Here is a 10,607-nt window from a genome sequence, read left to right as displayed (position 1 = left end):
TGAATGATCGCGCGCTCTTCAACGCTGAGTTCGGAATAGGACATAGGGGCAGCACCGTACCGGAAAGGTCAGGTGTTGCACTCAGTTTTCGCGGCCGCCAAGGCTGTGGAGGTAGAGGGATGTAGTGGTATTTTGGTTCTTCATGATTTGGCTACTTTAACGTATAGCTCAGCTGCAATGAGTTTTTTGTTATACGGTCTTCCTGCTGCAGTCGTATTTACCGGGTTAATGAAAAATATTGAACTCGCAGAGCGCGATGTTTGGGAAAATCTCACGGGCGGTCTGATGTTGTTCGAGAAAGGGGTGGCTGATGGGGTGCACTTATATTTTCACGGAGATATTTTGAAGCCGCTTCGATCTATCATGATTAAAACCTCCGGAAGACACCCATTTGTAGAGAGTGATGCAGCTTACCAATACGATGTTCCATTTCTACCTAAGGGGATCAGCTACAACAGCTTAATGAAAGCAGTAAGCATAGGTGTTCTACCTCTGTTTCCAGGTCTGGACTCTTCATTTCTTGATAGCATGCTAGGCAGTGGGGTTCATGCGCTGGTGTTAGAGCATGATGGAGCTGAGTTGGCGGTAGGTGAGGGCTTCGCTGGTGGTCTTGTTGAAAGCCTGCGTAATGCACATGTTAGAGGGATTGTTGTTGTAGCTATTTCGAAATGCTCTGGTAGAGATATTCATAAACTGAGTGCTGAAATTCGCGCTGCGGGTGTAATCTCTGGTGGGTATATAACCCGTGAGGCAATGCTTGGCAAGCTGTACGCGCTGTTAGGCGTGGAGTTAAAGCAAAATCAAATTCGTGAGTTTATTGAAGGTTAGAAAGCGCAGAGTTTTCCAAAAATGAAAAATGTGGTTGCAAAATTAAAACGTGCTTAATCAGTTGTTGAGCTGCTGAGATTTTAAGTGGTAAGTGGCGCTTAGACGATGGATTAGTGTGTGCTTCACCCGATCAAGTCTGGCAACTGATTGGTGGTTTTAACTCGTTGCCCGACTGGCTGTCGTTTATTGCCAAAAGCGAACACGGTGAAGGCGGGCGGTTGCGTACGCTGCAGACCGTAGATGGCACGGTGATCGTCGAGCGCCTGCAAACGTTCGACAATGCAGGCAAAACTTATAGCTACTCCATCGTTGAGGCGCCGTTTCCGGTGACTGACTATCTGGCGACTCTGCGCGTTGAAGCGCAAGGCGACGGCTCGCGTGTGACCTGGTCGGGGCAGTTTACGCCGATGGGCATCAGCGCCGAGGCTGCGCAGGAATTGTTTGCCGGGGTCTATCAGGGCGGATTGTCGGCACTGCGGAGCAATTTTTCGGGCTAACGTGGGAGCGGGCTTGCTCACGATTCAGACGACGCGATCTGTCACTCAAACTCGGTGGGCAGCATCGCGAGCAAGCCCGCTTCCACAGGTTTCTAAACCTCCAGCTATTTTATGCCTGGCCACTTGTCGCCAAAAGCAAGCCCTCTGGTGGGTAGAAATTACCCAGATGCCACAGAGTGATGGCAATTTAAAATCAATAAAACCCTAAAAACTGTGGTTATTTAATGACTTAGATCAGTATTGATTTGAAATAAATTGTGCAGAATCACTTGTTACTGATTGTTACGATGGGGTAAGATCGCCCTGCGTTCACCTACCACGGTTTATGCATTTTTAAGCCCCAAGTTTCCATCAGCTACTTGGGCTTTTTTTTGCCTGAAATTTGATATCGGATCCAATTTCAGACAAAAAAGGCGCCAATCGCAGGCGCCTTCTCGCAGGGGTGGCGCTCAGCGCACAAGGCAGGGCTTTTTGTTGTCGTATTTCCAGCCGGGCAGCAAGTACTGCATGGCGACGCTGTCATCCCGCGCGCCCAGACCCATGCCTTTGTACAGTTCGTGAGCCTTGGCCACGGCGTCCATATCGATCTCTACCCCCAGCCCCGGTCGCGCCGGTACCTTGATATGACCATCGATGATTTTCAGCGGCTCACGGGTCAGGCGCTGGCCGTCCTGCCAGATCCAGTGGGTGTCGATGGCGGTGATTTCCCCCGGTGCCGCCGCCGCGACCTGGGTGAACATGGCCAGGGAAATATCAAAGTGGTTGTTGGAGTGTGAGCCCCAGGTCAGGCCCCATTCGTGGCACATCTGCGCGACGCGCACGGAACCTTGCATGGTCCAGAAGTGCGGGTCGGCCAGGGGGATGTCTACCGCTTGCGACTGGATTGCGTGGCCCATTTCCCGCCAGTCGGTGGCGATCATGTTGGTGGCGGTGGGCAGGCCGGTGGCGCGGCGGAACTCAGCCATCACTTCACGTCCCGAATAGCCGTTTTCTGCACCGCAAGGATCTTCAGCATAGGCCAGCACTTTGTGTTGATCGCGGCACAGAGCAATGGCCTCCTTGAGTGACCAGGCGCCGTTGGGGTCCAGGGTGATGCGGGCATTGGGGAAGCGTTCGGCCAGCGCCGTGACCGCTTCGATTTCTTCGGCGCCGCGCAGTACGCCGCCTTTAAGTTTGAAGTCGTTAAAGCCGTATCTGGCCTGGGCAGCCTCTGCCAGGTGGACGATGGCTTGCGGGGTCAACGCTTGTTCATGGCGCAGGCGCAGCCAGTCATCACCATCGGTTTCATTGCGGTAGGCCAGGTCGGTCTGCTGGCGGTCGCCGATGTAGAACAGGTAGCCGAGCATTTTTACCGCTTCGCGCTGCTGGCCTTCGCCAAGCAAGGCCGCCACCGGCACTTCGAGAAACTGGCCGAGCAGGTCGAGCAGGGCTGACTCCATCGCGGTGACAGCATGGATGGTGATGCGCAGGTCGAACGTCTGCAGGCCGCGCCCCGCCGAATCGCGGGCGGCGAAGGTGGTGCGCATGGCATTGAGAATGCTCTGGTAGTTGCCGATGGGCTGACCCACCACCAGGCTGCGGGCGTCTTCCAGGGTTTCGCGGATACGTTCGCCACCGGGTACTTCGCCGACGCCGATATGGCCGCTGCTGTCCTTGAGAATCACGATATTGCGGGTAAAGAAGGGGCCGTGGGCACCGCTGAGGTTGAGCAGCATGCTGTCATGACCCGCCACCGGGATTACTTGCAGGCTGGTGACGACCGGGGCTTTGCTGGCGTGGTGCTGGTGTTCTGCGTTCATGGTCTGTTCCTTGTCAGGCAGGTTGCAGGGCGGCGGGGGTCACAGCCGTTGGCGTGGGTTTGGTTTTGGCAAAGAACACGATGATTGCGGCAATGATCGAAGTGCCGGCCAGGCCATAAAGCCCGCCCTGGATCGAGCCTGTGGTCTGTTCCAGAAAACCGAAGGTGGTGGGGGCGACAAAGCCGCCGAGGTTACCGATGGAGTTGATCAGCGCAATCACCGCTGCCGCGATGCGTGCATCCAGATAGCCCTGGGGGATGGGCCAGAACAGCGCCGACGCGGATTTGAAACCGATGGCGGCAAAGCAGATGGCAATAAAGGCAAAGATCGGGCCGCCGGTGGTCGACAGGAACATACCCAGCGCGGCAATCAGCAGGGCGGTTGCAATCCAGGCCTGCTGGTACTTGAAGCGGCTGGCCAGGGACGCGAATGCATACATGGCGAGGATGGAGATCAGCCATGGGATTGAGTTGTAAAAGCCCACTTGCATATCGCTCAGGTCACCCATTTTTTTGATGATGCTCGGCAACCAGAAGGTTGCTGCGTAAATGGTCAGCTGGATGCAGAAGTAGATCGCGCAGAACAGCATGATCTGGCGGTCTTTGAGCAGTGTGAGCATGTTTGGTTTGACGGTATTGACCGCGTCGCGCTCGCGTTGCTCGCGGTCGATTTCGTTGACCAGTGCATCCTGCTCTGCACGGCTGAGCCATTTTGCGTCATGGGGTTTTGAGTCCAGCCAGTACCAGACAAAACCGCACAGTAGTACTGAGGCCATGCCTTCGATGATGTACATCCACTGCCAGCCATGCAGACCCATACCGGTGATTTGCAGCAGCAAGCCGCTGAGTGGTCCCGAGATCAAGGAGGCTAGCGCCGAGCCGCTGAGAAAGATGGCAATCGCCTTGCCGCGTTCGGCGCCGGGCAACCAGCGGGTGAAGTAGTAGATCACCCCGGGGAAGAAGCCTGCTTCGGCCACGCCGAGCAGAAAGCGCAGGATATAGAAGTGGGTTTCGTTCTGGATAAAGGCCATCAGGGTGGCGGTGATGCCCCAGGTGAACATGATTCGGGTCAGCCAGATCCTGGCGCCGACCTTTTGCAGCAGTATGTTGGAGGGCACTTCAAACAGCGCGTAGCCGATAAAAAACAGCCCGGCACCAAAGCCATAGGCGGCCGCGCCAATGCCCAGGTCATGCTCCATATGGGTACGCACAAAGCCGATGTTTACCCGGTCGATGTAGTTGACGATAAACATGATGACGAAGAGTGGTAGCACATGCCTCTTCACCTTTTGGATCGCGCGCGCCAGGACGGGGTCGTTGGCGTGCGCAGCAGACGGATTGCCGGAAGTGTTCACAATTCAAAGCCCCACTGATTATTGTTATGCGGGTGATATGTGCCGAAGGGTATGCCTGCGGTTGCCAGACATCATACGAGTTGATTTTTCGACTCGCAATGCCTTGAAACAAACCGATAAGTTATTAAAAATAGATTTTAAATGCTTTTTATAGATATTAATGACTGTTTATAGCGATATTCATGGGGTTTTCAGGGTAATGTGCAATCTTGCTTGAGTTCGATTTCAATCGCAGTTGTGCTGATTTTTGTTTTAAAGTCAGCTTGTCATACATGTTGTGACCGGGTGAGGTGCTAGTATTAGTCCTTCTTGGCTGAAGGGATTTCCCATGCAGGACTCGCAAAGCTCAACGACCCGCAAGCGTTCACCCGGCCTGGCCCACGATATCGTGGCCGAGCTGACCCAGCGAATTCTGTTGGGCCAACTGGTGCCCGGGGAGAAACTGCCTTCGGAATCGACCATCGTGCGCGAGCATGGTGTTAGCCGCACTGTGGTACGCGAAGCGATCTCAAAACTGCAGGCTTCGGGGTTGGTTGAGACCCGGCACGGGATTGGCACCTTCGTGCTGGAGCGCGATCAGCGCCAGGGCTTGCACCTCAAACGCGATACCGCTGCCAGCGTGCGCGGCATTATCGAGTTGCGCATGGGGCTGGAAACTCAGGCTGCGGCGCTGGCCGCCCGGCGCCGCACAGAAGAGCAACTGGCGCAGATGCGCCAGGCGCTGGATGACTATCAGAGTTCATTGGCCAACAACGACAGCAGCGTCGAGCCGGATCAGCGCTTTCATCAGTTGATCGCCCAAGCCACGGGTAATACCTATTTCACCGATATCATTTCTCAGCTGGGCCGTTCGGTAATACCGCGAACCCGGATTGATGCCGACGAACGCGGTGATACCGATTTGATGAAGCTGGGGCAGATGGCGGTGCAGGAGCATGAGGCGATCTTGAAGGCGATTCGCCGCCAGGACCCTGATGCGGCCCGTGCGGCTATGTTGCTGCATTTGAGCAATAGCCTGGAGCGGATGGCGGTTGAGTGACCGGGCTTTAAAGGCCCCTCACGGCAGCAGTCATAAAGTCTCCGGCGTATGCGTGTCTCTACAGCGACCACTGGTTATTTAGCCACCTGTTGACGCTGGCTGCGTGCTATCGTGTTGGCCTTATTTGAAGGGGAAATCCAATGCGAATGCTGATCGGCGTGTTAAGCCTGGCCTTGCTGGCCGGTTGTGTGTCTCCTGCGATGGACACTGCCCGCAGCAAAGCCCCGACGCGGGTGCTGGCCTCGGCCAAACCGACGCCGCTGGTGGCCGAATGCATCAAGTTCTCGTGGCAGGACGAAAGCGTTTTCGGAGTCGATGCCAGCGCCTATATCAACAGTGACAAGGCTGGTCAGCAGACCGTTTACACCCGTGGCGCTGAATCCTTTGCCGATCTGCTGCCACAGGGCACAGGCACTGCCGTCAGCTATTACGCCAAACAGCCTGACGACGCAGCGGCTATGCGCCGCCTGGCGATGCTGGCGACGTGCTTGTAACGCCTTGAGGTCGCAACGGTGGATTTGAAACAGGGCTTTGTCCTGACCCGGCACTGGCGTGATACACCGTCGGGTATTGAAGTCGAATTCTGGTTGGCCACCGATGACGGGCCGCAACAGATACGCCTGCCGTACCAGACTTCCACTGCGTTTATCCCGGCTGCGCACCGCGCCCAGGCGCAGACGCTGTTGCAGGATGAGCCGGGCGTGGAGTTTCGCGAGCTGGCGCTGTGTGATTTTCAGTCGCGCCCGGTCATCGGTCTTTACTGCCGCCAGCACGCCCAGTTGATGGACATCGCCCAGCGCCTGCGGCGTAACGGGGTGGATGTGTATGAGGCCGATATTCGCCCGCCGGAGCGTTTTTTGATGGAGCGCTTTATCACCGCACCGGTGAGTTTCGGTGGCCGCCCTCAGGACGATGGGCTGTTGCTGGACGCGCGGTTAAAGCCCCATCCCGACTACCGGCCACGCTTGAAACTGGTGTCGCTGGATATCGAAACCAGCGCCCAGGGTGATCTGTATTCCATTGCCCTGGAGGGCTGTGGCCAGCGCCAGGTGTATATGCTGGGCAAGGCCACCGCGGCCGATACGGCGGTGGATTTCGACCTTGAATTCTGCGCCACCCGGGGCGATTTGCTGCTGCGGTTGAACCAGTGGCTGGCGTTGCATGATCCCGATGCGATCATTGGCTGGAATGTGGTGCAGTTTGATCTGCGGGTATTGCATGAGCATGCACGACGCTTGGGTATCCCGTTACTGCTGGGGCGGGCGGGCAGTGAAATGCAGTGGCGCGAGCACGGCACGCGCAAAAACCATTTTTTCGCCAGTGCGGCGGGCCGCTTGATAATCGACGGTATTGAGTCGCTGCGCTCGGCGACCTGGTCGTTCCCGTCCTTTAGCCTGGAAAACGTCGCCCAGACCCTGCTTGGCGAAGGCAAGGACATTAGTACACCGTACCAGCGCATGGATGAAATCAACCGCATGTTTGCTCACGACAAACCTGCGCTGGCGCGTTACAACCTCAAGGACTGCGAGCTGGTCACGCGGATCTTCGCGAAAACCGAGTTGCTGACCTTTTTGCTGGAGCGGGCCTCGGTCACGGGCCTTGAGGCCGACCGCAGCGGTGGTTCGGTGGCGGCGTTTTACCATTTGTATATGCCGCTGATGCATCGCCAGGGTTTTGTTGCGCCCAATCTCGGCGATAAGCCACCCCAGGCCAGTCCCGGCGGCTTTGTCATGGAGTCCCAGCCGGGGCTTTATGAATCAGTGCTGGTGCTCGACTACAAAAGCCTTTATCCGTCGATCATCCGTACCTTCCTGATTGACCCGCTGGGGCTGGTGGAAGGGCTGCGCGAGCCAGGTGATGAAGCCTCGGTACCGGGCTTTCGCGGGGCGCGCTTTTCGCGAAGCCGGCACTGCTTGCCTGCCATTATCGAGCGGGTGGCCCATGGCCGCGAAGTGGCCAAACGGGAGAAAAACGCGCCCTTGTCCCAGGCCCTGAAAATCATCATGAATGCGTTTTACGGAGTACTGGGCTCCAGTGGTTGTCGGTTTTTCGATACGCGGCTGGCATCTTCGATCACCCTGCGCGGGCACGAAATCATGCTCAAGACCCGGGCCTTGATCGAGGCCAAGGGTTTTAGCGTGATCTATGGCGATACCGATTCCACCTTTGTCTGGCTGCGCAGCGAGCACAGCGAAGAAGACGCTGCCCGTATAGGCAACGAACTGGTGGCGTACGTCAACCAGTGGTGGCAGACCCATGTGCGTGATGAGTACGGGCTGACCAGTGCCCTGGAACTGCAGTTCGAAACCCACTACAGCCGTTTTCTGATGCCGACCATTCGTGGCGCCGAGGAGGGCAGCAAGAAACGCTATGCAGGGTTGGTGGCGCATGCCGACGGGCGACGGGAGATGGTCTACAAGGGGCTTGAGGCAGTACGCAGCGACTGGTCGCCACTGGCCCAGCAGTTTCAGCAGGCGTTGTACCTGCGCATTTTCAATCGCCAGCCCTATCAGGACTATGTCCGGGATTTTGTGCGCAGTACCCTGGCCGGTGAGCATGACGAGTTGCTGATCTACCGCAAGCGCCTGCGTCGCCAACTCAGTGACTACGAGCGCAATGTGCCTCCCCATGTGCGGGCCGCACGGCTGGCCGATGAATACAACGACCAGCAGGGCCGGCCACGCCAGTATCAGTACGGCGGCACCATCAGCTATGTGATCACCGTAGCCGGCCCGCAGCCGCTGGAGAATCGCACCGCAGAAGTGGATTACGACCACTACCTGACGCGTCAGCTACAACCGGTGGCGGACGCGATTCTGGTATTTGTCGACGATGATTTCAGCGCACTGGTGGGCGGGCAACTGGGGCTGTTTTAAGCGTCGCTGGCCGGGCTCGCGGCTTTGGACCGGGCGCGGTCCTTGGCAGCCTTGGCTTCGGCGGCCAGGCACTCCAGGCAGAACTGCTCGGCGTAGCTCATGATGATCTCGGTGGTATCGCCCTTGATCGTGCGCGAGCCCGCAAGGATATAGCGCATGCGCTTTTCGGTCACGCCGATGCGCTGGGCAATCCAGGCCGGAGTCTGGCCGATGCGGTCGACCAGTTTGTTGGCGTATTCGGTGGAGTGGTTGTAGCGTTCAGCGTTGGGAAACATAGGGGTTCCATGGGGCGGTAGGGGTGAAGCCGGAGGGCATGGTACTCCTTTTCACTCGCACCCACGATTTTGCCTGCCCGCCTGCCATTATTTCACGGGTTTGATCAAGCTCTCCGCCGGAATGCCGAACATCTCATGCAGCTTCCAGATCATGGGCAGCGTCAAAGAACGTTTGCCATTGAGTACTTCATACACCCGGTTCTGCCTGCCGATAGCTGGCACCAGATCAGCCGGTGACAGCCCGGACTGCTCCATTCTGAAACGGATGGCATCCACCGGGTTGGGCAGGTCGATGGGGAAGTGCTTCGTTTCGTAGGCTTCGATCAGGGTGATCATGACTTCAAGGTAGTCACCTTCTGGAGTGCCTGGCTCCGGTTCATTGTCGAACAACGGCGAAACCGATTTCAGTGCGTCTTTGTAGTCCTGCTCTGTACGAATTGGACGAATATTCATGGTTTACTCCATTTCCACGGTGTTGGCATCAATAGCGTCGTACTGCTTGTGCGTACCCGCAAACTTTATATAGATGGCGCTGTAGCGGTAGGCCACGGCGACCACGAGCCGATAGTCGTTACCTTTGATGTTGAACACGACCCGATTGCTCTTGAGAACGCTGGCATGGCGAAATTGTGCCTTGATGTCGGCGGGCGTTTGCCAGTTCGCCTTTTTGGCTTCATCAATCCAGCAAAGGAAGGATTGTTCCGAGCCCGGATGGGTTTGCCAAAATTTTTTGAGCTGGCTGATAGCGATGATTCTCATGTATATCGATCCTAGTCCCGTGATGGGACTTTTGCAAGTGAGCTTTACGTCCTGTGCTGCTCAAATACCGCGCCATTCTCAATAACACCAGCCTGAAAGCTTGAGCAAATATGAGTTTTACGATTCAGGCCTTATTGCCCTCTGTACCGAGTTTTCTGTAACAGCGAAAGTCTCGCTGCATGTCATGCCTGCCTGCGGTTTTATGAACTAGAGTTCCCCCCACACACCAACAGACACGAGAGGGATTTTCATGACTGCGCTGGATGTATTCTGGGTCGGGCTGGGAGGCGGGCTGGGTTCGCTGCTGCGCTGGTGGATCGGATTGCGGGTGGGGCAGCTCTACAAAGGCTCATTCCCGCTGGGCACATTCCTGATCAACGTCAGCGGCGCCTTTGTCATCGGTTATTTGAGCATCCTGTTTACCGTGGACTGGCGCGATCGTTATGGCGACTTTTTAAATGCTGCGGTGCTCACCGGGATTCTTGGTGGCTATACCACGTTCAGCAGCATGCAACTGGATGCTGCCAAACTGGCCAGGGCCAAAGATCGGGCCTGGGCTGCAGGTTATCTGATCATCTCGGTACTGGTTGGCCTTGCCGCCGCCGCATTCGGCGCCTGGCTGGCGCGCTGACAGAGGAGTAAAGCGCATGTTGAACACGATTATCCTGATTTTCGTCGGCGGTGCGTTTGGTGCCATGTGCCGCGAGTTTGTCATGCTGTCGGTGCCGCGCCTGGCCGACGGTTTTCCGATGGATATTTTTGTCGCCAATATCGTCGCCGCGTTCCTGCTGGGGGTGGCCACGTCACTGTTTAAAAGCAACCGTATCAATCAGTACGTACATGTAATGGTCGGTACCGGGATCATGGGCGGGTTGTCCACGTTCTCCAGCTTTGTGTTCGGCGCCGTAGAGATGATGAAAGACCCGACGGGTGTGTTTGTCTCCATCTGCTATCTGGTCATCAGCTTGGTGATCGGTTTTGCCGCGGTTGAGTTGGGGTTGCTGGCCGGAGCGAAGGTCACTCCGCAACCACAAGGCGATGCCTGACAAACTACGCTGGATCGTCTTACATAACTTTCGGATTTGTCTGTCAGGTTCTGTTTTGTGAGTTGTTTCTAAATAAGCGTTGAGAATAGCCACTGCCCGTTCAAGTGTCGTGCAGTGGTTTTTTTTGCTTGCAG

The 10,607-nt window shown here is 56.4% G+C and carries 12 protein-coding genes; 7 read left to right on the top strand and 5 right to left on the bottom strand.

Going from position 1 to position 10,607, the window contains the following annotated elements:
- The first annotated feature begins 72 nt into the window (after positions 1-72).
- Both ACZRMH_RS10035 and ACZRMH_RS10030 read left to right on the top strand, forming a co-directional pair.
- On the top strand, positions 73-828 hold the full coding sequence (locus ACZRMH_RS10035) for an asparaginase domain-containing protein (RefSeq protein ID WP_464013304.1): 756 nt from the start codon (positions 73-75) through the stop codon (positions 826-828).
- 113 nt (positions 829-941) lie between these two features.
- On the top strand, positions 942-1,325 hold the full coding sequence (locus tag ACZRMH_RS10030; protein WP_464013303.1) for an SRPBCC family protein: 384 nt from the start codon (positions 942-944) through the stop codon (positions 1,323-1,325).
- Positions 1,326-1,774: 449 nt separating this feature from the next.
- On the opposite strand, the gene gudD is transcribed toward ACZRMH_RS10030, so the two are convergent.
- Together gudD and ACZRMH_RS10020 are read right to left on the bottom strand one after the other, a co-directional pair.
- Positions 1,775-3,124, bottom strand: coding sequence for a glucarate dehydratase (gudD, locus tag ACZRMH_RS10025; protein ID WP_464013302.1), 1,350 nt, complete (start codon positions 3,122-3,124; stop codon positions 1,775-1,777).
- Between the two features lie 13 nt (positions 3,125-3,137).
- Positions 3,138-4,478 (bottom strand): MFS transporter, encoded by a 1,341-nt coding sequence (locus ACZRMH_RS10020; protein ID WP_464013301.1) that lies wholly within the window; start codon positions 4,476-4,478, stop codon positions 3,138-3,140.
- 328 nt (positions 4,479-4,806) lie between these two features.
- Here ACZRMH_RS10020 and ACZRMH_RS10015 point away from each other — a divergent pair, with 328 nt between their 5' ends.
- The 3 genes from ACZRMH_RS10015 (at position 4,807) to ACZRMH_RS10005 (ending at position 8,393) form a co-directional block, all read left to right on the top strand.
- Positions 4,807-5,517: a FadR/GntR family transcriptional regulator gene (locus ACZRMH_RS10015; protein WP_464013300.1), complete on the top strand. Its 711-nt coding sequence runs from the start codon at positions 4,807-4,809 to the stop codon at positions 5,515-5,517.
- Positions 5,518-5,657: 140 nt separating this feature from the next.
- The gene (locus tag ACZRMH_RS10010; protein ID WP_464013299.1) at positions 5,658-6,011 is read left to right on the top strand and encodes a hypothetical protein; all 354 of its coding nucleotides are present in this window, start codon (positions 5,658-5,660) and stop codon (positions 6,009-6,011) included.
- An 18-nt stretch (positions 6,012-6,029) separates the two neighbouring features.
- Positions 6,030-8,393 (top strand): DNA polymerase II, encoded by a 2,364-nt coding sequence (locus ACZRMH_RS10005; RefSeq protein ID WP_464013298.1) that lies wholly within the window; start codon positions 6,030-6,032, stop codon positions 8,391-8,393.
- Here ACZRMH_RS10005 and ACZRMH_RS10000 read toward each other — a convergent pair.
- The 3 genes from ACZRMH_RS10000 to ACZRMH_RS09990 form a co-directional block, all read right to left on the bottom strand.
- Positions 8,390-8,668, bottom strand: coding sequence for a hypothetical protein (locus ACZRMH_RS10000; protein ID WP_464013297.1), 279 nt, complete (start codon positions 8,666-8,668; stop codon positions 8,390-8,392). The two genes, ACZRMH_RS10005 and ACZRMH_RS10000, sit on opposite strands and share 4 nt — an antisense overlap.
- An 87-nt stretch (positions 8,669-8,755) precedes the next feature.
- Entirely contained in the window at positions 8,756-9,121 is a 366-nt protein-coding gene (locus tag ACZRMH_RS09995) for a helix-turn-helix domain-containing protein (RefSeq protein WP_464013296.1), read from the bottom strand.
- A gap of 3 nt (positions 9,122-9,124) precedes the next feature.
- Positions 9,125-9,427 (bottom strand): type II toxin-antitoxin system HigB family toxin, encoded by a 303-nt coding sequence (locus ACZRMH_RS09990; RefSeq protein WP_464013295.1) that lies wholly within the window; start codon positions 9,425-9,427, stop codon positions 9,125-9,127.
- A gap of 250 nt (positions 9,428-9,677) precedes the next feature.
- Here ACZRMH_RS09990 and crcB (ACZRMH_RS09985) point away from each other — a divergent pair, with 250 nt between their 5' ends.
- Positions 9,678-10,058, top strand: a complete 381-nt coding sequence (gene crcB / locus ACZRMH_RS09985; protein WP_464013294.1) for a fluoride efflux transporter CrcB — start codon at positions 9,678-9,680, stop codon at positions 10,056-10,058.
- A 16-nt stretch (positions 10,059-10,074) separates the two neighbouring features.
- Positions 10,075-10,473: a fluoride efflux transporter CrcB gene (gene crcB, locus ACZRMH_RS09980; protein ID WP_464013293.1), complete on the top strand. Its 399-nt coding sequence runs from the start codon at positions 10,075-10,077 to the stop codon at positions 10,471-10,473.
- Positions 10,474-10,607 lie beyond the last annotated feature (134 nt).

The sequence above is a fragment of the Pseudomonas sp. B414 genome, assembly GCF_055408445.1.
The sequence above is the reverse complement of the archived record's forward strand: the minus strand, read 5'-3'. Positions and strand labels throughout refer to the sequence as shown.

Bases quoted from the DNA above. Each gene is read 5' to 3' on its own strand.
- gudD (WP_464013302.1), bottom strand. From the start codon at position 3,124: ATGAACGCAGAACACCAGCACCACGCCAGCAAAGCCCCGGTCGTCACC.
- ACZRMH_RS10015 (WP_464013300.1), top strand. From the start codon at position 4,807: ATGCAGGACTCGCAAAGCTCAACGACCCGCAAGCGTTCACCCGGCCTG.
- ACZRMH_RS10010 (WP_464013299.1), top strand. From the start codon at position 5,658: ATGCGAATGCTGATCGGCGTGTTAAGCCTGGCCTTGCTGGCCGGTTGT.
- ACZRMH_RS10000 (WP_464013297.1), bottom strand. From the start codon at position 8,668: ATGTTTCCCAACGCTGAACGCTACAACCACTCCACCGAATACGCCAAC.
- ACZRMH_RS09995 (WP_464013296.1), bottom strand. From the start codon at position 9,121: ATGAATATTCGTCCAATTCGTACAGAGCAGGACTACAAAGACGCACTG.
- ACZRMH_RS09990 (WP_464013295.1), bottom strand. From the start codon at position 9,427: ATGAGAATCATCGCTATCAGCCAGCTCAAAAAATTTTGGCAAACCCAT.
- crcB (WP_464013294.1), top strand. From the start codon at position 9,678: ATGACTGCGCTGGATGTATTCTGGGTCGGGCTGGGAGGCGGGCTGGGT.
- crcB (WP_464013293.1), top strand. From the start codon at position 10,075: ATGTTGAACACGATTATCCTGATTTTCGTCGGCGGTGCGTTTGGTGCC.